Here is a 25387-nt window from a genome sequence, read left to right as displayed (position 1 = left end):
TGGAGGAATTTCCCTCACTCCGGCAGCATTCTCAGCGAGTGAGCGTGAACGAGCGGGTGAAGGAAATGCCTCCTTGTTTTCCCGTCATGAGCCCGAAAAGCAGGCTATCATTGATGTAGATGATCTGGTAACTGACGGTAACGCCTTCTTTGTTTTTTAACGTGCCTTTCCAGCGTGGCAGGTCTGTCTGCTTCTTATCCAGGAGCACGTTCACATCGTCGGAATCCAGATTGTTTTTGCCGATGGATTTCCATTCCCATGATTGTTCTCCGATGGGGACGGCACCCAGCTCCATTCGCTCGCCCTGGCCGGAGCAAATCATGGAAGTGCCGCCATGGGGGAACTCCAGCTTCACGGTCATTTTTTTCGGGGAGGGGTTTGTCTGCAATATCGAGGCTCCTTTGCCTTTCAGAAGTCCGGTATTGGCATTCCATGTCCAGGTGGTGCTCATTTCATCCCATGGGAATACCTCTACGGCAGGGGACAGTGCCGCGAAGAAGAGGAGTGAGGAGGCGACGATAAATCTCAGGATTGTCTTCATGGGTGTGCTTGGGGGAAGGTTATGAATTTTCGGGAAATAAGCTACGAAAGCGGCTGGATTTGTCGATTCTGAAAGAAATCGGGCATTTTAATCGATTTGGCCTTTGACCGGGTGAGCGGGTGGAGGCTATGGACTGTGCCATCCTGGGGTTCGCCCCGGGAGCCCTCCAGGAGGCCCGTCGCACGGGCAGGAAATTGATGGGGAATTCGGTGAGATTCCGAAGCGGTACCGCCACTGTATGGTCTGTGTGAAAACGGACCGAGCCAGATTACCAGCCCGGGGAGTTGTCTGAATGGGCCTGCGGAACACAGGCCTGAAGATATTGAATAATACATGCAAAAATACAATACGTCCGCTCCGTGCAGGACGCAGAAGATACGTCGTGGCCTGATACTGGCCGCGGGATTCACACTTGTGGTAAACGCTACCGCAGAGATCGAGACAGAGCTGGAGCCATTGGTGGTCTCGGCCACACGTTTGCCGGAAGCTGCCTCGCAGGCTACTTCATCGGTGACGGTTCTTGACCCTCTGGATCTGGAAGAGCGGGGGATCTTTGACCTCCGCACTGCGCTCAATGAGGTGCCGGGGGTGATTTCCACCTCCACTGCCGGCCAGAGCGGCGCGATTGGTTCACTCTTCATCCGCGGCACTACCACTTCCTATTCACAGGTGGTGGTGGATGGTATCCGCGTCAGTAACTCCACTTCTCCCGCTGGAAATTTCCTTTCCGGTGCGCAGCTGGATGATCTGGGCCGGATCGAGCTTCTTCGTGGCCCGCAGGCTGCCATATTCGGTGGCGAAGCAGTGGGTGGCGTGCTTTGGCTGGAAACAGCGCAGGGCGAGGGCGAACCTGAGACAAAACTCAGCCTTGAGGGTGGCTCGTTCGATACCTTGAATGGCTCCGTTTCCACTTCCGGGCAGGAGGGGCAGCTCTCATGGTTTGCCGGTTTTGGCTACGATGGCACTCACAACGATGATATCGGCCAGGATTACGATCAATCCCGCGGTGCGCTGCGTCTGGATTGGGCACAAAACGATAAACTGACGCTCGGGATGACTTTCCGCGCCACTGATTCGCGTTACGAGTATCAGTCCTTCGGGGAAAACGTGGATCATCTGGATACTCTTCTGGCTACCATCTACGCAAATGCAGAGCTGGCACCCGGCTGGATGGCGAATTTCACACTCGGTCATTATCGTGAAAACTACGACAACACGAATACCTCTACCTTTGGCTCGTTCGATTTCGGGACGGATGTGGAGCGCACGGTTTTCTCCACGGACCAGAGCTATGAGATCAATGACCAGCACAAGCTCCTGGCAGGTGGTTTCCTGGAAAACAACGACTTCGAGAACAGCATCGGGGTGGACCAAAGTGAAATCCGCTACGGCACACACCTCGGCTGGCAGTGGACTCCTGCCTCGAACTTCACGACGGACGCAGTTGTCCGCTGGGAAGACTATGCGGACTATGGTGATGAAATTACCTGGCGCGTGGGTGCCTCCTGGCAGGCGCTGGAGAATACACGCTTCTCCGGTGGCGTAGGCCGTGCCTTCCAGACTCCTACCTATCTGGATCTATTCGGGACAGCCTTTGGCCCTGGCAATGCCAATCTGGATGCCGAGACTAGCATCGGTTGGGACATCGGCATCGAACAGAAATATGCGGAAAGCCACCTGGTGTCCGTAACCTATTTCCAGAATACCATCGACGATCAGATCGCGCGACCGTTCGCCTTCCCGGCAGTGGCACCGTTCAATCAATCCGGTGATTCGGAAACCTACGGGATAGAGACCGCCCTGCGTGGATCCTGGGCGGATGGGCAGCTGAGCTATCAGGTCGCCTACACCTACCTTGGCGCGGCACTTTCGGATTTCCCGGAAAACGTGGCCACCGCATCGCTCGATTGGAAAGCCACCGAGAAGCTCCGTCTGGGCATCGGCGCTACCTTCACCGATGAGCGCTCATACGGTGGCGGTCCTTTGGATGATTATCTGCTGTTGCGTGTCTACGGCAGCTATCAGATCACCGAGGCTATCTCCCTGCACGCACGTGTGGAGAACCTTGCGGATGAGGAATATGAGCTGGCCAACTTCGGGACGACTGTCCCTGGTGCCGGCCTTGGTGTCTTCACCGGCGTGACTGCTACTTTCTAGTCCACCGATTTAATAGAAAGGCACTGTCGGAATTCCGGCGGTGCCTTTTTTTGTGATCGCTTCTCAGCCGATTTCACCGAGGTCATCGAAGCCCTCAGAATCACCGGTCTCATCGAAATCCATTTCCCGTACGCGTTTCTTATCGCGCATGGCTTCCACTTTTTTGCGGAGCTCCTCACGCAGCCCGATGCAATCCCGGATGGCGGGTATATCTACATGGGGCATGGAGCGATCGGATGTTTCCAGGTGCACATTGCCCAAACCGGTGAGCCGCATCCACCACTTGCGCTCCACGACCATGTCCTTCACCCGGTAAAGTTCTACCTCGTCAATGTTCTGGTTGATCACACCCTTGGTGACGCGGAGGCGCTCCGTGGTGAGCTCGAAAGTCTGGCAGCGCACCCTCAGGTAGCACCAGAAGGCGTAGAGGAACGGAATGATAAGCAGGCAGAGGACGAAGGGAAAAATCGGTCCGGAAAAAACCGCGGCAGTGATGATGGCCGCGGAGAAGATGATGGCGGTGGTGAATGGGCCGATGTTCAGCCACTGGGATGGACTGCCTTTCCAGAAAGTTGTTTCTTCGTTCATTGGGTGAGTAGTTGGAGGAATAATAACCACGGAAATTGCGGGTTTGCACGAATTGCTTCGGTTTTGTGAAGCGCAGGGTTCAATTGTTCGTGATACGCTTTGGCCGAAGCGTCCGCAATTCTGAAAAGAAAGCTTATTGATTTACCAAAGGCTCTGCGGAGTTAGGCGCCTAAGCAAGGTGGAGGATTAAGAAAATTCGGAGGGTCTGCTTTTACTTCGGTCTTGCTCGGATTTTCGACTGAGATCTGGTGTGGGAGGTGTTTTGTAGTCACGGCTCCATCTACAAATCTTGCACACAGGGTGCTGAAAGCTGAAGGCAGGCGAGCATACCTGTGAGCAAGATATTTGACTAGATCATACGGTTTTCTCCGCCCTATTTTCCTCGAATATCTTCCCGGAGTTGCTCCAACAACGTCACCGAATCCGGCGAGACAGAGCCATCCTCATACATCTCCAGATTGATCGACAATGGGAACTTCTGCTTCTGGGCTTTCTGGATCATTGCTGTCGGTTTCTTCAGATTGAACTTTGGTTTGGCGATGATGGAGTTTGGCTCGATGTGCCCCCATTTTCTTTCGAAAGTGAAGCATCCGTGCGCCAATAAACCTTCCTGCGGACCGTTTTGAAACGTTCCGTCTTCCAGCCCGGAAGCCGCATGCACACCTTCGCCACCAAAATAGTCCTGATACTCGGTAAGGCGTGGTTTAACCCATGAGTTGTAGGCGACGACGCGATCCGGGTTGCCGCTCTTGGCCGCCAGAGTTAGCTCTTTGAACGGCACGGATAAAGGCCCCTGATCAGCCGGGGTGTTGTCGAAATGGCAATTGTAGTAGCGCTGCCCGCCATCGAACCACCAGCCATGCAGCTTGTCGCCGTAGCGCTCGCCGATTTCTGAAATGATTGCCATCCAGTTTTTATACAGCTCGGTTTTGTCAGCCTTGTATCCGCCGCTGGCCTCCATCCAATCCTTATCGATGGAGTGATTGCAGTCATAACCGTAGTGGTAGTAGAAAATGAGTTTGATGCCGCGCTTTTCCAATGCATCCGCCATTTCTCCCAGCAGATCCCGCTTGGTGGTGCGCCCGGCGATGATCGCGTCCAGCGACTTGAGCGGCGCTGAAATATACTGCTCTCCCCAGGTAACTGACCACAGCACATAGGCCGCGCCGGTGGACTCCACCATATCGACGAAATCATCGAGCTTGAAATCGTTTACCTTCTCTTCCCACGGCTTAATCGGCCCTTCCGGAGGAGTCGCACGATTCGTCCACTGGAACATCAGGCCATAGCCAGCGTCTTTGAACCAATCCGGCTGCACACGCATCGCCTGCGCGTCTTTGAGCAGAGCCGCTTTCACTTCCGGCTGTGTGAGTTCGAGCGCATCAAAGAAAAACCTCTCGGTTGCCATGATCTCCAGCTTCAAAGTGTTTTCTCCAGCTTTTAGTTCAAGCGCCCCCAGTGACAAGCGCTCCCAGGAGTCGCCCTCGACTTCAGCGTTCTGTCGCTTGCCGTTGCAGCTCACCACTAGCCGGGAACCTCTACCTTTCACTAGAGCATCGATCTCATATTTGCCGTCTTCCGGCACCTTCAACGTCCATTCAATCTGTCGCGGCCCCGCACCCTTTGCCGCCATCCACAGGTTCATGTAATTTGCGAAATTGTTCGTAAAATCCGAGCCATACCTCCCGAGGTTTCCTGCCACGACATTGATTTCCTTGGGATCAATGGTCAGAGGTGCAGTAGCCTCCGCAGATTTTGGGATCACCGTGGGGGCGTAGTCCTCGTTGCTCTCATCCGGTTTCGCTGAAGCCGATGCCGCGAATATGAGCGACAGGCAGCAAGTCTTAAGTAAGTTCATTTTATACATCAATTTCTATCTTCGAGTTTACCTCAAGGTCGCCATTGAGCTTTCACAAACACGCATCTCCAATCGTCATTTCTTAAATAAAAAAAAGGACAGCGCAGATTTTGCCCGCGATGCCCTGAAAAAGAGGAATCAAATCACTAACTTAGCCATTGCGACGACGACGGAATGCAAGAACTCCCAAACCTAGACCGAAAAGGGCGAAGGAGGAAGGCTCAGGGACGACGGATCCTTGGATGTTGAAGTCGTCGAAGCGAGTTCTGTCATTACCGCCGGCAGCAACGCCAGTTGAGGTGAGCGTGAACGTGACAATTTCGCTAGTGCTGAACGTGACGAAATCGGTCGTATCGGCAGCGGCAAAATTTGTCGTGCTGCCAGTTGTGCCATCGCCGAAAGTCACCGGTGAAGCGAGACCCGCATAATTGTAGGTAAACGAGTAATTATAAGCCTTGGCGTTGGAGCCGATAAAGAAAGAGAACGAATCGTAGTTCACCACGCTTCCACCACCGCTGGTAGTGAACGAGCGTGATTCGGAAGCAGTGCCAGCTAACGGGTTAGTGGATCCACCACGAGTGCCGTTGCGCAAGTTGGTGCTGTTTTGCGCACTGGTTACGAAACCAGAGGTGGTCGCCGCAAGTTGTCCACTTGCAGTAGCGGTGGCGGCGCCGTTAGCGGTGATCTCTTCGAAATCGAAAAGGACGAGGGTTGCAGCATGCGAAATACCCGTGAGCAGTAGGCCGAATGATAATGTTGTATAGAGCTTTTTCATTTTTGTAGTTGTTGTATAGATAGACGAAGCGCGATTGCTCGAAACCAAGCAAATCTTCTTGATTTTAATAAAGTCTGCCATCACGTGTTTACGTTACTCTGAAAAACACTTGATAATTTTGAAAAAATATCCGGAAGACCCTTCCTCCGAGGGGGATCGATACTATGGGTAAATCTTTTTAGCCGCTGTCTGAGTATCTTCCAATTGGTAAGTTAGCCCACGAGACTCACTGCCAAAAATAGGCATCAATGTAGAAAGCCGCCCAAGATTATAAGTAAAAGGGTAGCGCGGATATCCCGCACTGCCCTTCGAAAGAAATCTCAGATCGTCAAATCAGCCATTCCGACGACGGCGGAGAATGAGTCCTAGCCCACCGAGTCCGAGCAGAGCAAAAGAGCTAGGCTCTGGGACGACGGTTGCCACACCGAGAACATCGAATTCGCGATACTGCACGTCTCCGGTAGCATTCGCCGCGTCGAAGTTGTTGAATGTAATCGACTTCACCCCGCTCGCAATAATTCCAGTGTCATCTTCGGTTATACTCACTTGCGTCCAGGTGTTGGTCGGTGAGAGATTATCGACGTGTGTGCCGCTAGCGATGACAAACGTGGTATCATTCATGAAGGTGACTGTCGCCGTATAACCCTGGTTCGCTCGACCGCCTTGTGCAACACTCCAAGCAGCATAGGTATTAATACTCGTGATATCGTATCCCAAGGTATTCGTGGTGGTGACATCAAAGTTGACCGTGAACGAGTCGGCTGATTCCCCTCCAAACGGAACTCTAGCAGTTAGACCACTGTTACCACTACCGACCGCACCGTCGGTGAGGATGGCAGCTTCACCAGCAGTAAGTCCGTTGTAGGTAAAACTTGCGACAGTGGCCTGGTTGTTATTCGCAAGATCTGTTGAGCTGGAATTGATAAAGCCCGTTGTTCCCGATGGGAAAGCCGCCGCATTGCCCGTTTCCGCTTTATAGCCCGTAACTACGATTGCTGCGCTTGAGAGTGATGGGAGCGCTGTAAAGCAGGCAAACGCAATAAGTGAGTTTCTAGATAGGGAGGTCATGCTTTCTGATCTATTGTTTCGAAGGATTGACCTATGACAGTCGCATAGACGGAAAATCCTTCAAAAATCTAGGCAGAACCTCCATCACGTAAATACGTGATGCGATTCCGACCAGATGACAGCGGGGAATTTTTCGAAGATGATCCATAAGCGTTTCCGGGCATTCCCACGCAATACCAAGGTTCGGCCTTGGACAAAGACGCTTGCGGTTTGTCGTTGTGACTCCAAAGGCGTGGGAGCTATCCCTGCTAGGAGGGGACGATGAAAATGATCTGCCGTGTGTCCGGACTATGGTTCCACGATGAGTGTGCGAGCGCGGTCGATCCCTCCCCACCGGGAGAGTTTTTCGAAGCGTGGTCGGGTATGATCCGCTCGACCGCCCGTGTTTCAACCAAACATTTGCCTACTCCTCTACCGGAAACAAACCCGTCCGGTAGGCTTTGCCCACCGCCGCCGGGGCACTCTGGACTCCGAGCTTCTCGTAAATATGCCGCACATGGATATCCACCGTGTTGTAGCGGATGCCTAGCTTTTCGCAGATTTCCTTTTTCGCATAGCCTTCCGAGATGAGGGCCAGCACTTCCATTTCCCGGGCGGTTAGCTCCGGGGTGGTTTCCTTCGTGACCTTTGGCTTGGAATTGAAAGCAGCAAGAACGTATTTCGCAACTCCGGGATCCAGTGAGGCACCGCCTTTGGCAACCATCCGGATCGCATCCTTAAGCTGCTCCACGGTGGAAGATTTCAACAGATACCCTGCCGCGCCTCTTTCAATAGCCGCCACCACATCTGCCTCCGCGTCGGACTGGGTGAGAACCATCACCGGAACTTTCGGCATATATTCTCTAAACCACGGCAGGGAGTCCAAGCCACTCATGCCCGGAAGCTGCAGATCGAGCAGCAATAGGTCGGGAAGATCGAGTTGTTCAGCATTTTGGATTTTTCTTAGCGCAATCTCGGCAGTGCCGAACTGACTGATCAGCTCCATGCCCGAGGCACGAGTTAACGCAAGTTCGATAACCTCGCGGTAATTTCGACTATCTTCCACCAACATGACTCTCGTCGGGCTTTTCATAGTAGTAGTCCGAACCTTCTCAATCTCAGTGTCAACAAAACGGTGGTTCCGCCATTTTCCGGCATGGAAATCCGGGCTTTTGCTCCAAGCAGGCGCGTCCTTCTGGCCAAGGACAAGGGGATTTCCTCAACGCCGCCATCACCGTCATCATGAACTTCGAGCGCGATCAGTCCTGGAGTAGCCACAAGCTTCGTGATCACGTGTGTAGCGCCCGAATGACGGATGATATTTACCAAACATTCCTTGTAGAACAGATAGAGATCGATCTTTGTTCTCCGTTTCAACCGGCTAAGAATTTCCTCACCCTCGATGCTCATTTCATGATTCAGATCGCAGAGCAACCGGTCAACGTCGCGCCGCATTTCAGCGACCAGATCATCACAAACACCTTCCGTCTGAATCATATGCGCGCAATTCCGTACCGCTTTGCCGGTCCTCTCCGTGAGCGAACGGATCCGATCCATCGTATCCTCAAGTTGCTCGCGATGATCGAATGAATCCTTTGCCAGATCGCCGAGCATCCCGATCGCGTGGAGATTGGCGCCGAGCTCGTCATGAAGGTTCGCCGCGATACGATGGCGAATCTTTGTTTCGTTTTTTCTCTGTAAAATTCTACTCACCAGAAACAAGGCCGCAATCGAGACCAGAAGGGTGAGGATAACACGTCTGCTCCAAGTGAGAATCTGTGCCTGCCTCATGTGTTGTGCAGTCAGCGCCACCTCCAGAGCACCGAGTTCCACTTCCAGATCGTGCCGCCGGGCAAGTTGGTTCATCCAGATGCGCAGATTGAGGATTTTTCCAAACGCATTGTATCCATCGGTCAAGAGTTTTGGAGGACGACTGGGCCTTCCTTTTCTACCTCTCCACGCGGCCTTCCCGACCGCGATGTTTTTCCCCTGATCCAATAGTTCAACTTCGGAAAACCCTATTCTCGAAATATCCATGGTTACGCCGATTGATGGGTTTGGTTCCACATCTTTGATTTTCACGTAGCGGCATGTGGTCTCTGGAATTTCCCATTCCATGATCGGCCCTATGTCGTAGATCGTTTCCCATGCATAATCCAGCAGCACCCGGGCATCCGAAAAATCGCGTGAATCCGCGCCCAACACCCGAAAGCGACGGGGGATCCCCAGGTCCCCGGCGTAAGCTTGCGGCACTGTGTTCTGCTGTTCCACCGCGTGAAGCCGAATTCTGGAAAATGTAAGGGGTGCCCCCAGGTCAATGTTCAGGTCCGGGTGATCGCCGATGATGCTCAAATAGGCATGTCTGCCCTCGTCGCCAGCAGCATCCATGGAAAATGGAACGGACTCATCGACTAGAAAACGAGGATCGAACGGACTCGTTACATAATCAGGAAATCCCGGGAAACAGCTCACCGGTTTGTGAAGCGCCACGTTTGTTTCTCCGCTAAACACGAGAACCTCCGCCAACTGGAGCATGTATTTTCTTATCTCGGTGAGTTGGTTTAATTCCGTGGTCTCAATCCGCACCCACGAGGCGGAAATTTCAGGAAAATCTATCACCAATGGATAGATTCCTGGCTTAAAACCACTCTCGCGGGAAAACTCTCCGATCAGTTTTCCAGCTTTATTGCTCGCATCCCCCACGAGCACCCGGAAGCCCGCCGGGAACGCATCCGGAACTACCTCATCGCCTGTCAGGTCTCGCCACAACGTCGGCACCAGAACGATTTGATCAATCAGCTCTTTTTTTTCCAAATCGATCTGCACGCGAACCGGATTATTGGCATTCTTAACGAAGCTCGAGCGGAAACCTACCGAGCCCATCCCACCACGCAGGCTCAGCTTAGCCAGTGTATCGAGTTCCTCATGGATCATTTCCCTGCGACTTTCCAGTTCCGAGAGTGAATACCCGGAAAGATCACCCAGATCCCCGGCGCAAGCGACACCGGAGACAATCCGCAGAAACAACAAAACTTTTAGAAGCTTCCGGAAGGCACCGTCAAAAAAGTTTACCATGGATTTCGATCTTTAAATAGAATTGCCAAAGCTCCAGAAGAAAATCGCAACAGCTGTTCAGGAGAATGATAGATCAAGGAGGTCCGCAAAATAGAAAAATGTGATTGGGGTCCGTTCCGGGTACTTCGGGATCTCAATTTACGCATGGTTAGAGAAAGTTTGGGAAAGGGATTGGGGGGAATATTGGGGGAGTCTCGTGCTTGGGAGGGAGTAGCTCCGGATTTGCATTGCTTGATGATGGATCGGGAGAGAGTTTGGGGACTATGGAGAGGCTTTTCGAGGAGATTGATTTCAGGAAGACGGATATCGGGGATTTGATTTTGCAGCGGCGGAAGTATCTGCAGCTGGGTGGGGAGGTGGTGTATGAGGTGAAGCTTGGAGATGCTTTCCTGATGTCGAGCTTGTTCCATGAGGTGGAGGAGGCGCTTTCCCGGCTGGGTCTGGGTGCGCTGGAGGGCGATGGCTGGGATGTGGTGGTAGGTGGCCTGGGCCTTGGCTATACGGCGGTGGCGGCTTTGGATTTCCCGCAGGTGAAGGAACTGCTGGTGGTGGATACGATGGAGGGGGTGATCGACTGGCATGAGCGGGAGCTGGTGCCGCTGGGGAAGGTGATGAATGAGGATGAGCGCTGCAGGTATGTGCTGGGTGATTTCTTCGCGCTGGCGAAGGAGCCTGCGAAGGGCTTTGACCCACAGGAGGCGGGACGGAAATTCCATGCGGTGTTGCTGGATATAGATCACTCTCCACGGAATCTTTTGGCCGCCCAGAATGCGGAGTTCTATACGGTGGGGGGACTGGCGAATCTGGCGGAGCAGTTGCACCCAGGCGGGGTGTTTGCACTGTGGTCGGATGATGCGCCGGATGAGCAGTTTATCGCAGACTTGGAAAATGTGTTCGGCAAGGTGATGACGGAGGTGGTGAAATTTCCCAATCCGCTGCTGGATACCATTTCCGAAAGCACGGTGTATGTGGCGGTGCTGTGAGGTGGAGATAGCCGATGACACGGCGGAGATTTTCAGTTGCGCGTTGATGGAAGGAAGATAGTTTCACTGGCCTATGATCGTTTCACCGAAGATTCGCGGATTTATTTGTACCACTGCCCATCCGGAAGGATGTGCGAAGCACGTTGAGGAGCAGATTGCAGTAGTTAAGGAAAAAGGCACCATCGAGGGTGGCCCCAAGAAGGTGCTGGTGATCGGCTCTTCCACCGGCTACGGGCTTTCATCGAGAATTGCAGCGGCCTTCGGCAGTAATGCGGCTACCGTCGGTGTATTCTTCGAAAGACCTGGAAGCGAAGGCAAGACGGCGACTGCTGGCTGGTATAATACGGTAGCTTTTGAAAAGGAGGCGAAGGAAGCCGGTCTCTACGCGCGTTCCTTCAATGGTGATGCATTTTCCGATGAGGTGAAGCATGAGGTGATTCAGGCGATCCATGAAGATCTGGGCCAAGTGGATCTGGTGATCTACAGCCTCGCGTCCCCGCGCCGTACTCATCCGAAAACCGGTGAGGTTCTGAAGTCCGTCCTGAAACCGATCGGTGAAAATTACACAAACAAAACTCTCAATACCACCACTGGTGCGGTTGATGAGGTTTCGATCGAGCCTGCGGAAGGGGACGATGTGGACCAGACCGTGGCCGTGATGGGCGGTGAGGATTGGGAAATGTGGATGGATGCCCTGATGAAAGCCGGCGTGCTGGCAGAAGGTGTGCAAACCGTCGCTTATTCATACATCGGGCCTGAGATGACTTGGCCGATCTACAAAAACGGAACTATCGGCGCTGCCAAGGAGGATGTGGAAAAGGTCCAACGTTCCCTGGATAGCAAACTGGCACCGATTTCCGGCAAGGCATGGGTTTCCGTGAACAAGGCTCTGGTCACACAGGCGAGCTCGGCTATCCCGGTTGTACCGCTCTATATTTCCCTGCTTTACAAGGCGATGAAGGATGAAGGAAACCACGAGGACACCATCGAGCAGATGGACCGCCTTTTCCGCGAGCGCCTCTACAACGGCAAGCCTGACCCCGACGAAGCCGGACGTATCCGCGTGGATGACTGGGAAATGTCCGATAAGATCCAGGAAATCGTTGCAAAACGCTGGGACGAGGTAGATTCAGATAATCTACGCGATATCGCAGATTTCGAGGGCTACCAGAACGGTTTCCTTCGCCTTTTCGGCTTCGGGCTTGATGGTGTGGATTACGAGGCGGAGACCGACACAGCCGTCGGTGTTCCATCGCTTTCGTAATTCTTCCAAAAGTTTCACTTTTTAAAGGTGGTCGTAATCGCGGCCACCTTTTTTACTTTCACGAATTCATAACCAAACCGAACAAAGCGATGTCTGTTTCTTCATTTCTTCCCGAGCCATTTGCTCACAATTACGAGATCGATCCGAAGTATTCGAAAAGTGCTGTATACTTTTCCTGTGAGTTCGCGATTGATCAGAGCTTCAAAATCTACTCAGGAGGTCTAGGCTTTCTAGCCGGATCCCACATGCGCTCTGCCGCTGACTTGAGGCAGAACATGGTAGGAATCGGTATCCTGTGGAGCCATGGATATTACAATCAGGTAAGAGGCGAAGACCAGGAGCTGGCGGTGCAGTTCAGGAAGAAAACCTACGCGTTCCTGCAGGATACAGGCATTCGCTTTACCATAGAGGTGCACGGCCATCCGGTGTGGGTTAAGGCGGTGTATCTGCCGGGTGATATTTTCGGGACAGTGCCGATGTTTTTCCTCACCACGGATCTGGATGAGAATGATGATCTTTCCAGAGCAATTACCCAGCGTCTCTATGACAATGATCCGCTACGCAGGGTGGCCCAGTATATCGTTCTGGGAACCGGCGGAGCGAAGCTGCTGGACGAACTGGGAGTGGACCCGGAAGTGTGGCACTTGAACGAGGCGCATGGCCTTTCCGCTGCATTCCACCTGCTGAAAAAAACCGGTGACGTCAATGAGGTCCGGAAGCGTCTGGTATTCACCACGCACACGCCGGAGGAGGCGGGAAATGAGAAACACGATTTCCAGCTTCTCTATAATTTTACGTTTTTCGCAGGGCTGGATGAGCACACGGTGCGTGAGGCCACGGGGATCCAAGGCAGTGAATTCAATCACTCACTTGCAGCTCTCCGTTTGGCGCGGAAGGCAAACGGTGTCTCAAAATTACACGGTGAGGTAGCCCGCCAGATGTGGAAGGACGCGCCGAATATCTGTGAGATCGGCCACATCACGAATGCCCAGAATAAGAAATACTGGGCGGACCACGGGATCGAGGCTGCGCGTCTCGGGAACGATTTCGAGCTTCTCAGGCATCGCAAACGTGAGCTGAAAGAGCAATTTTTTAGAATAGTAGCTGATCAGACAGGCAAGATTCTGGATCCGAAGGTTCTGACTATCGTGTGGGCGAGGCGTTTTGCCGGATACAAGAGGCCTGACCTTGTTACCCGCGAAATACGACTTTTCCGCGAGATGCTGAGCAACAACGAGCGTCCGGTGCAGATCATCTGGGCAGGGAAGCCGTATCCATTCGATTATTCCGCGATCGAGACCTTTGATCACTTGATCCGCCTGACCATGCCGTTCCCGAACGCGGCGGTGCTTACCGGCTACGAGCTGGAACTTTCAAAGAATATGAAATTCGGCTCCGATGTATGGCTGAATAATCCGGTGGTGACACGTGAAGCATCCGGAACTTCCGGGATGACTGCGGCGATGAATGGCTCGGTGAGTCTTTCCACGTATGATGGCTGGATATGTGAGTTCGCAAAGGATGGGGAAAATTCATTCATTTTCCCGGAGCTCGATCCGAACCTCAGCCCCGAGGAGCGGGACAAGCAGGACATGCTTGGTTTTTACAAAAAGCTGAACGAGGAAATACTTCCGCTCTACTACGATGAGCCAGAGAAATGGGATCAGATCGTAATGCAATCGATGAACGACGTCGTGCCATATTTCGAGTCCGACCGGATGGCCGCGGAGTACTATGAGAAGATGTATTCGTAGATTTCATAGTGCCCATTGTTACAGATGAGTAACGATTGAAAAAACCTGTCGGTTTTCAGTTGTCAGTTTTGGTTTCAAGGGGAGACTGCGCGCATGATCGAAATCGAAGTCGTAGGGAACCGGAAATCACAATGGGGCGAGGGTCCTGTATGGTGGAAAGACGCCCTCTATTATGTGGATATCGAAAAGCACGAGGTATGTATGTTTTCTCCTGAGACAGGGGAGGAAAAGTCATGGAATGTAGGCCAGCGCGTGGGATTCGTAGTTCCGAGGAACTCTGGAGGATTCATCATAGGTGGTGACAATGGCTTGTTCTTTTTCAACGAGGAGACAGGTAAAACAGTAGCCATCAACGATCCGGAACCAGACAAGGCGGACAACCGCTTCAACGACGGAAAATGCTCCCCGGATGGAAACCTCTTCGCCGGTACTATCAGTCTCGTAAAGAAAACCGGCGATGCGAAACTCTATCGCCTATGCCCCGAGCTCCTAATAAGTGAGGCCTTCCTAGATGCTACAAATTCCAATGGACTTGCCTGGTCCGAGGATGGGAATACATTATACTTTATCGATACTCCGCGGAAGGGAGTGATCGCCTTCGACTACGAGGATGGACTCCTGAGAAATGAGCGGGTGGTTGTTTCCACGAAGCACCACGATGCATCGCCAGATGGTATGACGATCGATTCGGAAGGAAATCTCTGGATCGCATTCTGCCATGGTTCCTGTGTAGCGTGCTTTGATCCGCGCACGGGTGAGGAAGTCAGGAAAATTGATCTGCCGTGTATGGAGACCACTTCGTGCACATTCGGCGGACCTTTCCATTCGGATCTATTTGTGACGACAGGGATTCATAAATCCGAGGTCGAGGAGAATGCCGGACGCCTGTTCCGGATCCGTGGTCTTGGTGTCAGCGGGCTTCCCGCCCATTCCTTCGCAGGATGAGACTGATACTTGCATCCGGTTCACCGCGGAGAAAGGAGCTGCTCGAAGAGGCAGGTCTTGAGTTTGAGATAATTCCCTCACCAGCAGAGGAGATTTACGATGTCTCGCTAGGTATGACCGGATTGTGTGAAGAGAACGCTCGTTTGAAATCATCGCTTATAGCGAAATCCAATCCCGGAGCGTTGGTCATCGGTGCGGATACCCTGGTGTTTATCGATAACACTCCGCTGGGGAAACCGAAGGATCTGGATGATGCGGCAGCAATGTTGCGGAAACTTTCCGGCAGAACTCATCAGGTATGCACCGGGGTTTGTTTCTCGGGACCCGATGGCGAGGAGACAATGATCCACGGACTCACCGATGTGATCTTCAAGGATCTCTCGTATGCGGATATCGCCGCATATCTGGAGAAGACAAATCCCCTGGATAAAGCCGGATCCTATGGGATTCAGGATCACGGGGAAATGATTGTGAAGTGTATTTCCGGCGCCTTCGACAACGTCATGGGTCTCCCGGTGAATATGGTGTTGCAGAAGTTAAAGGAAATCGGGTTGCCGATTGCCCAAAGATAAGCGAACAATCGAGCATGGCGAGCCACCGTCGATATCCTCTGATCTTCAATCCACGCGCCCGCAGCCAAAAAGGTGGGCGTACGAGGCAATTTTTGATGGAGCACGCGAACAAGTTCGCGCTTTACGCCACGAATACGGGCGATGAAGCGGTAGAGCTTGCCAAGCGTTTTGCCGAGGACGGTGAACCTGTGGTGATAGCCGCCGGCGGAGACGGAACGCTGAACGCGGTGGTTTCGGGACTGGCGGGTAGCAATACCGCATTGGGCATTATGCCGGCGGGAACCATGAACGTTTTCGCCCGTGAGCTAGGCATCACTCCGGGGAGTCTGCCAAAGGCTCTGGAGGTGATTGAAAAGGGACACATCCGGGAAATCGACCTGTTTTCGGCGAATAACGCGCCCTTCGTCCAGATGGCCGGTGTGGGCTTCGATGCGATGGTCATCGAGGAGACGAAGTGGGAAACCAAGAAGGTGCTGGGGCCTCTTGCCTATTTGCTTTCCGCGGTGAAAGTTCTTGGTGAGAAACCACCACTGATCGAGGTGACGACTTCAGAGGGAAGGGTGGAGAGCGGAGTGGCGGTCTTGTGCGGAAATGGCTCACTTTATGGCGGCCAGTTCAAATTGTTTCCCCAGGCGTGCAACGTGGACTCCAAACTGGATGTGATCATTTTCAAGGAAGCCGGCTACAAGCTGGTTTTCGATTCACTGCACGGCATGGCGCTGGGTGGGATCGATATGTCCAAGTCCACCAGTTATTTCCAGTCGGAGAGCATACGGGTGAAATGCGAGCAACCGGTGCCGGTGCAGGTCGATGGTGAACTTCTCGGACGATTTACCGAGGTTTCCTTCCGCGAAAGGTCCTGCAGATTGCGGGTTCTCGCGCCGGAGCAGCCATGCGGCACACCCTTTACGGATGCTTTGAAAACGCTCCTGCAGTGGCCGCCGAAGTCCTATGAACTCCAAACCAGCAAGACGACTTGACAGAGTTAGGCGAGAAAAAGGGTTCGGTGATATGGAAATGGATTAAGCGTCTGGTCCTTCTTGGCCTGATCGGTATTGGGCTGGTGATCGCGCTGATCGTATACGCGAATGTTACGGCCATCTGGGCATCCCGCGGGAAGCTTTATGATGAAGTAGCCGATGTGCCGGAGGCAAAGGTCGGTCTGGTGTTCGGGACCTCGGATCGCTACAAGGGCCGTGAAAACCGGTATTTCCGCTACCGCATCGATGCTGCAGTGGAGCTCTGGAATGCTGGGAAAGTGGAGACACTTCTCGTTTCCGGCGATAACCGTAGCAAATACTATAACGAGCCGGAGAAAATGAGGGCCGCGCTCATTGAGGAGGGTGTTCCCAGGGATAGGATCGTCTGCGATTATGCCGGTTTAAGAACATTCGATTCAATTGTCCGCGCTAAGAAAATCTTTGGTGTGGACCGCGTTCTGGTCATCAGCCAGCGGTTTCAGAACGAGCGTGCAATCTATTTGGCGCAGGCGAAGGGGATCGATGCATATGGCTACAATGCCGAGGATGTCGAAATCCGTGCGGGTTTCAAAACGAAGCTTCGCGAAGTCGGCGCGCGGGTGAAAATGTGGCTGGATGTAAATTTCCTCGATACGAAGCCCCGTCATCTAGGGGAAAAGGTCGAAATGCCAGAGTGAGTCTTTCGCTATTTGCCGGATACGAACCGGACCAGCGGCTGTTTTTTTCCCTCCGAGGTGAGGAAGATAGTTTTTTTATCAGGAGAGATGGCGATTGATTCCGCCTGAGCTAGCTGATGCACACCTAACCAGTTTGGTTGGCGCATAGAGGCCTCCTGCCAGTCGATTGTCTTATCGCGTGAGAGCAGGAAAACACCGGAGTAGGTATTGATCGCCATAAGTAAACCATCCGCGGAGATGTCCATTCCTGTCGGCTGATTTCCATATGGAAGAAGGCGGAATACTGGAGCGATCGTACGCATGGTGCCGATCTTTTTTGTAACCTGTAATCCTTTTCCCGCGGGTCGGAGGGGGAGCTCGTGGAGTTCGGGTGGGGTCGTCCGCTTGGTGAGAAGTAGAATTTTCCCCGCTTTCACATCCACTGCCACGGCTTCGCAATCACGCGGGCCACCTTCGAAAGTAAATTCCATGCTCCAGGCGATCTGTGATTCACCCTGTATCGCTTTTCCTGCTGCTGGTAGCTTTGGCTCGCGGATGATGTAGAGAAATACGCTGGACCGGCGGGAGGAATTGTCTCCGGTATCGGCGATCAATAGGTAGGGAAGTCCGTTCAAAGTGAATGCTGCCAAATCTTCCCAATCGCGGTTTCTCACGCCTTTGATTGTTATGGCTCCACGGTCTTCGCCTTCGATCCCCGTCAGGTGCACGGTGTTTCCATTTCCACTGTCATTGATGATCCAGAGGAAATTAGGATTCGTTGGAGAAACAGCCAGCCCGCTGGCTTCGGTGACATCCGGGGAGAGGTTCCTGCGTATTTCTTTCTCCGCCGTGTAAACAGGCTCCGCGGAAAGGTTGGTTCCGTAAAGTAGTGGAATGAGCAGGAGCCATCGCATGGGCGGTAATCAGCCCTGTTTTTCCGGATGCTGCAACCGGGAATCGATTGAATGGAGAAAGGATGAGTGGATTCTCTTGATGATGCCACGCGGGACGCTTAGATGCCCACCGTCCAGCCTGTAAAAATACAATCCCACCATGTCCGAATTTCAGACTATTTCCCGTACAGCACACGACGAGCTTGTAACCGCCGCCTACCGGTCACGCGGCTACTCCATGGAAGAAGCCATGCTGGGCACAAAGCTCGCAGCGGAGGCCGCACGCCACGGCATACGCACCCACCATGCTCTCAAGGCGCTCCATCTGGATCACCTCTTCGGCTCAGAAGTTGGCGGCTGTGTTCCCGGTGCTGAGATTGAGGTTCTACCATCCCGTTTCCCTGCCTCCGAGGTCTGGAATGCGAATAAGAAGCTCGGACAGGCGGTTGCCTACCAAGCCATCGACCGCGCCATCGAGCTGGCGGACCAGTATGGGATCGCCCAGATCTCCGTGGACAATTCCTTCCACTACCTGTGGGGCGGTGGCTACGTGATGGATGCTGCCGAGCGCGGCTATTTCGCCTACACCAACTGCACTTCCACGCTCGCCGAGGTGGTTCCATTCGGCGGAAAATTCCCGACCCTTGGAACAAACCCGCATTCCTGGGGAATTCCGTCACAGGGAGCGAACGGCTTCCCGATCGTGATGGACTGGGCGACCTCCACCGTGGCGATGGGCCGCGTGCAGGCGTTGAAGAGGGAGGGGAAACAACTTCCTGCGGGTGCTGCAGTAGACAAAAACGGCCAGCCGACCATTGATCCGAACGAGGTGTCCGCTCTTTTGCCTTTCGGCGGGCACAAGGGCTACGGTATGTCGCTGCTGAACGAAATCTTCGGCGGTTTGATCGGTGGATCACTCCCGACCATCCGAGGGAGAAGGTGCGGGGACGCGGAGGAAAAAACCACCACTGCATTTTATTTCCACGTGATACACCCGGATGCGCTTTCCGGGAACAATTTCGCGAAGGGCCGCAGCCAGAGCGAAAACCTCAAGGCGGTGCTGGACGATATCCTCGGCCATGGCAATGAAAACGCGATGCTGCCGGGCCAGATTGAGGCGAAGGCCCGCAAGGCCTCCGATGATGCCGGTGGCCTGTTGTTCACTCCTGCGGAAATCGCGGAGTTCAACGAGCTGGCAAGCGAACTCGGCCTGCCAGCCCTGGAGTCGAAATAATCTAACCTGTTTCTGCTACTGGGGTCCGAATGTGGCCGGCTCCGGCTTCTCTAGTGCAGGAGCATCCGAAGATTTCATGAACTTGAAGAGATCGGAATCGGTGGAAAGCACCAGCGAGGTTTGTTTGCCAATGGTGTTCCGATACATTTCCATGGTTTTGATGAACTCGTAGAGCTCTGCGGCTTTCGGGTTCTGGCCGTATGCACGGGCGTAGATCTGGGAAGCTTTCGCGTCCGCCTGACCCTTGATGGTCTGCACTTCCTTGTAGGCCTGTGAGGAAATCCCGTTCAGGTCGCGTTCCTTATCACCGAGGATACGGGCTGCCTGGCCTTCACCTTCGGAGCGGAATTTCGAGGCGATCTGCTGTCTTTCCGAAATCATACGCTCGTAGATCTTGGTCACCACGGATTGGTTGTAATTGATTCGTTTGAAGCGAACGTCCAGAAGCTCGATGCCGAAGGGCTCCAGCTTGGATTTTGCGGCGGCCATGATCTCGCTCTCCAAAGCGGAGCGACCTTTGCGGATGGGCAGAAGCACACCGATGTTGCTGGATTGGCCATCGGTCAATTCTTCCAGGGCTTCGTCCTTGATAGGTTTGCGGTCCTTGTCCGTGCGGATGATCTCGATAAGGTTGTGCTTCGCGATGGTGTTCCGTGTCTCGGAGCCGAGGATATCTTCCAGGCGGGAGTTCGCGGAGCGCTCGTTGCGCAGGCGGCGGAAGTATTCCAATGGATCCGTGATACGCCAGCGGCCGAAAGTATCGACGGAGATGTAGAGCTTGTCTTTGGTTGGCATCTCATTGCGCAGGCCATCCCATGGCAGGATGTTTTTCGGAATGCGGTTCACGACGGTGATGAACGGGGCTTTGAAATGGAGGCCCGGTTCCGTGATCGGATCGCCTTTCGGATCGCCGAACTGGGTGAGGATTACCTGCTCCGTAGGCGCGATGGTAAAGGAACAGACGGAAAAAATGAAAAAGATCACCGCGATCGCGATGAAGAAGAGAGGTATGATAGAGCGTTTCATATAAAAATATAATAAGGGGCTGCAGTTGCTTTGCGTGCTTACTGGCCGTTGAGGTTTAGCATCGGGAGGAGTCCTTTGGTTTCCTCATCAATGATGATGGTTTTGCCCATATTCGGGAGGATTTCGGACATTGTCTCGAGATAGAGACGGCGGCGGGTGATTTCCGGATCAGCGGAATATTCCACCAATAGTGCCTCGAAGGAGGCCACGTCGCCCTCTGCTTCGTTCACGCGTTTTGCAGCGTAGCCTTCCGCTGCGGAAATCATGCGGTCCGCTTCGCCCCGGGCGCGGGGAACTTCCTTGTTATATTCACCATTGGCGACGTTGATGGCGGTTTCCTTGTCTTGCTGCGCCTGGTTTACTGCGTTGAAGGAGGATTGCACGGCTCGTGGCGGGTTCACGTCCTTGAGCTGCACCTGATCGATCCGCAGCCCCATGGTGTAGGCGGCTGTGGCTTCCTGCAATTTGGCGGAGGCCACGGACTCGATATCCTGGCGGCCAACGGTGATGACTTCGTCCACGGTGCGATCGCCGACGATCTCACGCATGACGCTTTCCGAAAGGTGGCGGAGGGTGGCATCAGGATCACGGACGGCGAAGAGATATTGCTCAGGATCCTCGATGCGGTATTGCACGACCCATTCCACGAGAGCGGAGTTCAGATCACCGGTGACCATGGATTTTTCCAGTTGCTGTTCGTTTTCGCCCGATGATTGCCAGCGGTTGGTTGCATCATTGGTGCCGAACCCGAATTCCTGTTTGAGCTGGCGTTTTACCTCCACGATCCGGACCTGATCGATGCCGAAGGGAAGTTTACCGTGCAGGCCTGGCTCGGTGGTTTTGATCGGTTTCCCGAAACGGAGGATCACTGCCTGCGCATCCGCGGAGACGGTGTAGAAGCTGGTGGTGACCGCGATGATGGCGAATAATGCCAAGCCCGCGAGACGGATGATTGCGAAATTTATGTTCAGTGGTTTTGCCATGATGATTCTTTGAGAGGTATTCGGGAGTGGGTATAGGGGGATGCGGGAGTGGTTACGAGGAAAGTCGATGGATTCTTTTCCGCCGGACAGGTGGTTTCACGTGAGTGGGCGGTTGACGAGTGCCTTGGCGGCGGGCATTGGTAGATCCATGAAGTTCTTGTTTCTATGTTTCGCACTGACCTCCGCTGTATGGGGTCAGGATGCCCTCGTTGATAAACCCGGCCCGGATGTGGCTCCATCCGCCGTTAAGGCGGTGGCGGATCTCGGAAAACAAGTGGTCATGGGAAAATACCTCGCCGCCGTGGATAAGATGTATCCGCAGTGGAAGGAGCGCACTGCGGCTCGCATGGGCGGCATGGCAAAACTAGAGGCCCAGTTGCAGGGCGTAGCGAAGCAGATGCTCCAGCAGGGGATCTCGATCATTGAGTTCACGCCCGTCGGCCAGCCAACGGTTCACGAGGTGGGAATGGGTAAGACCGTAGTCCAGGAAAACGGCCAACAGGTGGAGAAAATGCGCTACACGAAGTGGTTGGTTCTGGTGCCTACTTCCACGAAATTCCGGGCCATGGTGGACGGTAAGCCCGAACCCATCCTCATCGAGAGCACGGGTTTCCAGGTGGCTATCGCGGACAAGAACAAGCTGGACTGGACCTTTATCGATGGAGCATCCGTCACCGTGCATGACCTCAGATCACTTTTTGTGAATTTGCCGGTGGATCTTGCACTTCCTCCTTTGGAAAAGCGGCAGATTAAGTAACTTTTTCCACCCATGCCAAAAGCGGAAGAGAAGACCAAAAAGATGACCGAGCGTGAGCTACACAAGAAGCTCCTCGCGCTGTGGAACCGCGGCCAGAGCGAGCTATGCGAGATCCGTGGATCAGGTATTCACGGCCGCGGCGTTTATGCCACGCAGGACATTCCGAACGAGACGAAGATCATTGAATACGTCGGCGAGCTCATCGAGAAGGAGGAGAGCGACAAGCGCGGGGTAGACCAGCACGCCCATTCCGTAAAAACGGGGGATGCCGCTGTCTATATTTTCAATCTCACCAAGAAATTCGATATCGATGGGAACGTGCCGTGGAATACCGCACGCCTGATCAATCACTCCTGCGAGCCGAACTGCGAGGCCTGGCAGACGGGGAAGAAAATTTTCATCCACTCCCTCCGCGATATCAAGGGAGGGGAGGAACTTACTTTTGACTACGGCTTCGATGTCGAGTGCTTCGAGGATCATCCATGCAAGTGCGGCACGGATTCCTGCGTGGGCTACATCGTCAGCCGCGAGCAGTGGGATACCCTTGAGGAAAAACTCACGGGCGAAACATCTTCCGGAAAAGCCAGCTAGACCGTGGGCCTGATCCCGAAAGAAACGATTGAGCAGGTATTGGCATCCACCGATATCGTGGACCTCATCGGCTCATATATTCCGCTGAAACGGGCTGGCACCGGATACAAGGCAAACTGTCCCTTCCACCACGAAAAGACTCCGTCATTCAACGTCAGCCCCAGCAAGCAGTTCTACCACTGCTTCGGCTGCGGGAAGAGCGGGAATGCCATCGGTTTCGTTATGGAGCACGAGGGATTGCTGTTCATGGATGCCCTGAAAAAACTGGCCTCGAAGGCCGGTGTGCACCTGGAGCAGGAGCCGGATGATCCAAGGGCCCGCGCCGCGCGGAAATCCCGTGGCCGGATGCTGGACCTCCACCGCGAGGCCGCCGCGTTCTTCCATCAGCAATTGATGAGGAATCCGGACTGCAAACACGGGCGGGACTACCTCAAGAGCCGCGGCTTCGGAGCTGAGATGGCAGAGCGCTGGGAAATCGGCTGGATGCCGGAAAACGCACAGCCGTTTTTGGCATGGGTTCGGAAACGGAATTACACGGGGAAGGAACTCGTTGCCTGTGGCTTCGCCGGACTAAAGGATGATCAGCGTCCCTCCGCAGGACTCTATGTCAGATTCCGCGATCGGCTGATGTTTCCGATCCGCAACGAGATCGGCGATGTCATCGCCTTCAGCGGCCGCCAGCTGCGGGAGGATCCCCGCACGGGGAAATACATCAACTCCCCGGAGACAGATATTTTCAAGAAATCCAATGTGCTCTTTGCCTTGGATCGGGCGAAGAAAGCCATCCTCAAGGAGCAGACGGTGATCCTTTGTGAGGGCCAAATCGATGCCATCGCCTGCCACGAACAAGGAGTGGAAAACGCCATCGCCCCGCTCGGCACCGCCTTCACCGCCCAGCATGCGCGTATCCTCAAACGCTATGCGAAAACGGCTGTGCTTTGCTTTGATGCGGACAGTGCCGGGATCAAGGCCTGCGAGCGGGCCTTCCGCGAGTTAGTGCCCGAGGGGCTTTCCGTGAAAGTCGTGGAAATGCCGGAAGGGGATGATCCGGATACATTCCTCAAAAAACACGGAACTGATGCGTTCCGCGAAAAGGTGGCTACGGCCCGTGATTTCTTTGATTTCAAGATAGAGACAGCCCGCTCCCGGGGCCGCATGGAAAGTGCGGAGGGACGCGTGGAGATAGGCCGGGAATGTACGGATCTTCTGGCTGCGATGGATGACCATTCCGCGCGTGACCAGCAGATCAATGTGGTGTCCTCCCTTCTTGGAATGACCTCTTCCACCCTGCGGGAGGAGATAGGGAAAGCCATCAAACGAGCAGCCACCCAGGCCAGCCGCCCGAGCTACCAGCGGGAAGATGAGCGGTCCGCACCGCAGATCATCGTTCCGGTTCCATTGGATCGCACGGTGGGTTTTCTCTGTCAGCTGGCGCTCAGTTCCCCGCAGGCACAGCACTTCCTGGGGGAGCAGTTCGAGAGCCTACACGAAGCGAAAGCCTGGGTGGAAGGCGTGGGCCTCTTGGAAAAAATCCTGGCCTCCGCGCCGGATGCCGCCTCCAGCGCGGCCGTTAATACCTTTCTGGCGGAGCTCAAGCCCGGCGAGCAAATGGCTCTCAACGCCCAAATGGCCACCACCGATGAGGCCGTGGCGGATGGCTTGCAGGCCGCGGAGCAATCGCTTGGTATGCTCTCCGCAATCGTCCTGCAGAGGCGGGACGCCGCAGTGAAGTCCGCCTTGAAGGAGCCGGGTCTCACACCTGCGCGCATGACGGAATTGCTGGAGGAAGCAAAGGAAATCGCCGCATTGCTGCGCTGGACCGGCCGCTCCCAGTATGATGACGAGCTGCCGCGGGAGACCATCAAGCAGGAGAAAAAGTGGACTCCGAAATGGAAGAAATAATACGGGCTAGTATTTCCGTGCATTTTAGATCATTTCACATCCGTGCAAATTCTCGTCCGCAACCTCGACCGCCAAATTACCGAGCCTGAACTCCTGGAGCTCTTCGAAGACTTCGGGAAAGTAACCGCCTGCTCTCTGGTAATGGATCCCAAGACGGGCCTCTCGAAAGGCTTCGGCTTTGTGGATATGCCAAAGCTGGACGAAGCGAACAACGCGATCAAAAAGCTGGATCGCCTGAAAATGGGAGGCACCTCCATGCGTGTAAAACGCGCCGCACATTCCACCGTGCACAAGGGTAAATCGAAGGGCGTTTAGGTTCTTGGAAGCAAAAGAAGGGCGAATTATTTCCGCCCGATAAGGATAAGCTGGGAGATTCCGGCGAAAGAAATTTGCCGCTCCCGAGCTATTTCTTCACCGCCGCGATTACAGAGATCTCCACCAGAAGTTCGGGCCGTGCCATGCGGGCTTCCACGCAGGCCCGGGCGGGTGCGTGACCTTCGGGCACCCAAGCGTCCCATACTTCGTTCATGGCTGCGAAATCCTTCATATCCCGCACGTAAACGGTTGCCGAGAGCATGTGCTCGCGGTCTGATCCTGACTGAAGCAGAAGTTCATCGACTTTCTCAAGCATGGTCTCGGTTTGCTCGGCTATGCCTTTCGTGGCGTCCTTGCAGACCTGCCCGCACAGGTAGACCGTGTCGTTGTGGATGACGATGCGGCTCATGCGTTGTTTTGTTTCCTGGCGTTGGATGCTCATGGGTAAGTCTTTAATGATGATCTGGTTGTGATGGGAATGCGGAATGAAG

At 54.1% G+C, this 25387-nt stretch carries 24 protein-coding genes and 1 riboswitch; of the genes, 13 read left to right on the top strand and 11 right to left on the bottom strand.

Annotation, left to right across the window (positions count from 1 at the left end; translation table 11 throughout):
* Nucleotides 1-31 precede the first annotated feature (31 nt).
* On the bottom strand, nucleotides 32-541 hold the full coding sequence (locus AAGA79_RS09990; RefSeq protein ID WP_411825653.1) for a hypothetical protein: 510 nt from the start codon (nucleotides 539-541) through the stop codon (nucleotides 32-34).
* A 167-nt stretch (nucleotides 542-708) separates the two neighbouring features.
* Nucleotides 709-836: riboswitch (cobalamin riboswitch) on the top strand.
* Between the two features lie 38 nt (nucleotides 837-874).
* On the opposite strand from AAGA79_RS09990, the gene AAGA79_RS09985 reads away from it, so the two are divergent.
* Entirely contained in the window at nucleotides 875-2698 is a 1824-nt protein-coding gene (locus AAGA79_RS09985) for a TonB-dependent receptor plug domain-containing protein (RefSeq protein WP_411825652.1), read from the top strand.
* A gap of 63 nt (nucleotides 2699-2761) precedes the next feature.
* Here the strand turns inward: AAGA79_RS09985 and AAGA79_RS09980 are convergent, their stop codons facing one another.
* The 6 genes from AAGA79_RS09980 to AAGA79_RS09955 form a co-directional block, all read right to left on the bottom strand.
* A complete protein-coding gene (locus AAGA79_RS09980) occupies nucleotides 2762-3286 on the bottom strand; it encodes a PH domain-containing protein (protein WP_411825651.1) in 525 nt (174 codons plus the stop codon).
* Nucleotides 3287-3659: 373 nt separating this feature from the next.
* The gene (locus AAGA79_RS09975; RefSeq protein ID WP_411825650.1) at nucleotides 3660-5144 is read right to left on the bottom strand and encodes an alpha-L-fucosidase; all 1485 of its coding nucleotides are present in this window, start codon (nucleotides 5142-5144) and stop codon (nucleotides 3660-3662) included.
* 151 nt (nucleotides 5145-5295) lie between these two features.
* On the bottom strand, nucleotides 5296-6000 hold the full coding sequence (locus AAGA79_RS09970) for a PEP-CTERM sorting domain-containing protein (protein ID WP_411825649.1): 705 nt from the start codon (nucleotides 5998-6000) through the stop codon (nucleotides 5296-5298).
* A 252-nt stretch (nucleotides 6001-6252) separates the two neighbouring features.
* Entirely contained in the window at nucleotides 6253-6987 is a 735-nt protein-coding gene (locus tag AAGA79_RS09965) for a PEP-CTERM sorting domain-containing protein (protein ID WP_411825648.1), read from the bottom strand.
* Between the two features lie 403 nt (nucleotides 6988-7390).
* Complete coding sequence (locus tag AAGA79_RS09960; protein ID WP_411825647.1) at nucleotides 7391-8059, bottom strand: response regulator; 669 nt, start codon at nucleotides 8057-8059, stop codon at nucleotides 7391-7393.
* On the bottom strand, nucleotides 8056-10041 hold the full coding sequence (locus AAGA79_RS09955; protein ID WP_411825646.1) for a sensor histidine kinase: 1986 nt from the start codon (nucleotides 10039-10041) through the stop codon (nucleotides 8056-8058). Before AAGA79_RS09955 ends, AAGA79_RS09960 begins: the two co-directional genes overlap by 4 nt.
* Before the next feature lie 263 nt (nucleotides 10042-10304).
* Between AAGA79_RS09955 and AAGA79_RS09950 the strand changes: the two genes are divergently transcribed.
* From AAGA79_RS09950 to AAGA79_RS09920, 7 genes are all read left to right on the top strand, one after another.
* Complete coding sequence (locus tag AAGA79_RS09950) at nucleotides 10305-11024, top strand: spermidine synthase (RefSeq protein WP_411825645.1); 720 nt, start codon at nucleotides 10305-10307, stop codon at nucleotides 11022-11024.
* A gap of 73 nt (nucleotides 11025-11097) precedes the next feature.
* Nucleotides 11098-12288, top strand: a complete 1191-nt coding sequence (gene fabV, locus AAGA79_RS09945; protein WP_411825644.1) for an enoyl-ACP reductase FabV — start codon at nucleotides 11098-11100, stop codon at nucleotides 12286-12288.
* 89 nt (nucleotides 12289-12377) lie between these two features.
* The gene (gene glgP / locus AAGA79_RS09940; RefSeq protein WP_411825643.1) at nucleotides 12378-14042 is read left to right on the top strand and encodes an alpha-glucan family phosphorylase; all 1665 of its coding nucleotides are present in this window, start codon (nucleotides 12378-12380) and stop codon (nucleotides 14040-14042) included.
* A 93-nt stretch (nucleotides 14043-14135) separates the two neighbouring features.
* Complete coding sequence (locus tag AAGA79_RS09935) at nucleotides 14136-14987, top strand: SMP-30/gluconolactonase/LRE family protein (protein WP_411825642.1); 852 nt, start codon at nucleotides 14136-14138, stop codon at nucleotides 14985-14987.
* Nucleotides 14984-15559: a Maf family protein gene (locus AAGA79_RS09930; protein ID WP_411825641.1), complete on the top strand. Its 576-nt coding sequence runs from the start codon at nucleotides 14984-14986 to the stop codon at nucleotides 15557-15559. Before AAGA79_RS09935 ends, AAGA79_RS09930 begins: the two co-directional genes overlap by 4 nt.
* Nucleotides 15560-15573: 14 nt before the next feature.
* Nucleotides 15574-16539 (top strand): diacylglycerol/lipid kinase family protein, encoded by a 966-nt coding sequence (locus AAGA79_RS09925; protein ID WP_411825640.1) that lies wholly within the window; start codon nucleotides 15574-15576, stop codon nucleotides 16537-16539.
* A gap of 41 nt (nucleotides 16540-16580) precedes the next feature.
* Nucleotides 16581-17216, top strand: coding sequence for a vancomycin high temperature exclusion protein (locus tag AAGA79_RS09920; RefSeq protein WP_411828229.1), 636 nt, complete (start codon nucleotides 16581-16583; stop codon nucleotides 17214-17216).
* 8 nt (nucleotides 17217-17224) lie between these two features.
* Here the strand turns inward: AAGA79_RS09920 and AAGA79_RS09915 are convergent, their stop codons facing one another.
* Nucleotides 17225-18109 (bottom strand): hypothetical protein, encoded by an 885-nt coding sequence (locus AAGA79_RS09915; protein ID WP_411825639.1) that lies wholly within the window; start codon nucleotides 18107-18109, stop codon nucleotides 17225-17227.
* Nucleotides 18110-18248: 139 nt separating this feature from the next.
* Between AAGA79_RS09915 and AAGA79_RS09910 the strand changes: the two genes are divergently transcribed.
* Entirely contained in the window at nucleotides 18249-19322 is a 1074-nt protein-coding gene (locus AAGA79_RS09910) for an Ldh family oxidoreductase (protein ID WP_411825638.1), read from the top strand.
* 15 nt (nucleotides 19323-19337) lie between these two features.
* On the opposite strand, the gene hflC is transcribed toward AAGA79_RS09910, so the two are convergent.
* Together hflC and hflK are read right to left on the bottom strand one after the other, a co-directional pair.
* Nucleotides 19338-20348, bottom strand: a complete 1011-nt coding sequence (gene hflC, locus AAGA79_RS09905; RefSeq protein WP_411825637.1) for a protease modulator HflC — start codon at nucleotides 20346-20348, stop codon at nucleotides 19338-19340.
* A gap of 38 nt (nucleotides 20349-20386) precedes the next feature.
* Complete coding sequence (hflK, locus tag AAGA79_RS09900; protein ID WP_411825636.1) at nucleotides 20387-21331, bottom strand: FtsH protease activity modulator HflK; 945 nt, start codon at nucleotides 21329-21331, stop codon at nucleotides 20387-20389.
* Nucleotides 21332-21479: 148 nt separating this feature from the next.
* Between hflK and AAGA79_RS09895 the strand changes: the two genes are divergently transcribed.
* The 4 genes from AAGA79_RS09895 to AAGA79_RS09880 are packed head-to-tail and all read left to right on the top strand — an operon-like array spanning nucleotide 21480 to nucleotide 24896.
* Nucleotides 21480-22088 carry a hypothetical protein gene (locus AAGA79_RS09895; protein ID WP_411825635.1) on the top strand — a complete coding sequence of 203 codons (609 nt, stop codon included), beginning with the start codon at nucleotides 21480-21482 and terminating at the stop codon, nucleotides 22086-22088.
* 12 nt (nucleotides 22089-22100) lie between these two features.
* Nucleotides 22101-22679: an SET domain-containing protein gene (locus AAGA79_RS09890; protein ID WP_411825634.1), complete on the top strand. Its 579-nt coding sequence runs from the start codon at nucleotides 22101-22103 to the stop codon at nucleotides 22677-22679.
* 3 nt (nucleotides 22680-22682) lie between these two features.
* On the top strand, nucleotides 22683-24581 hold the full coding sequence (gene dnaG / locus AAGA79_RS09885; RefSeq protein ID WP_411825633.1) for a DNA primase: 1899 nt from the start codon (nucleotides 22683-22685) through the stop codon (nucleotides 24579-24581).
* 42 nt (nucleotides 24582-24623) lie between these two features.
* Nucleotides 24624-24896: an RNA recognition motif domain-containing protein gene (locus AAGA79_RS09880; RefSeq protein ID WP_411825632.1), complete on the top strand. Its 273-nt coding sequence runs from the start codon at nucleotides 24624-24626 to the stop codon at nucleotides 24894-24896.
* Nucleotides 24897-24984: 88 nt separating this feature from the next.
* Here AAGA79_RS09880 and AAGA79_RS09875 read toward each other — a convergent pair whose 3' ends face one another.
* Nucleotides 24985-25338, bottom strand: coding sequence for a RidA family protein (locus AAGA79_RS09875; RefSeq protein WP_411825631.1), 354 nt, complete (start codon nucleotides 25336-25338; stop codon nucleotides 24985-24987).
* Nucleotides 25339-25387 lie beyond the last annotated feature (49 nt).

The organism is Luteolibacter sp. AS25 (assembly GCF_046736275.1).
Taxonomy (GTDB): Bacteria; Verrucomicrobiota; Verrucomicrobiia; order Verrucomicrobiales; family Akkermansiaceae; genus Luteolibacter.
Note: the sequence above shows the minus strand (reverse complement) of the source record. Positions and strands in the feature narration are given on the sequence as shown.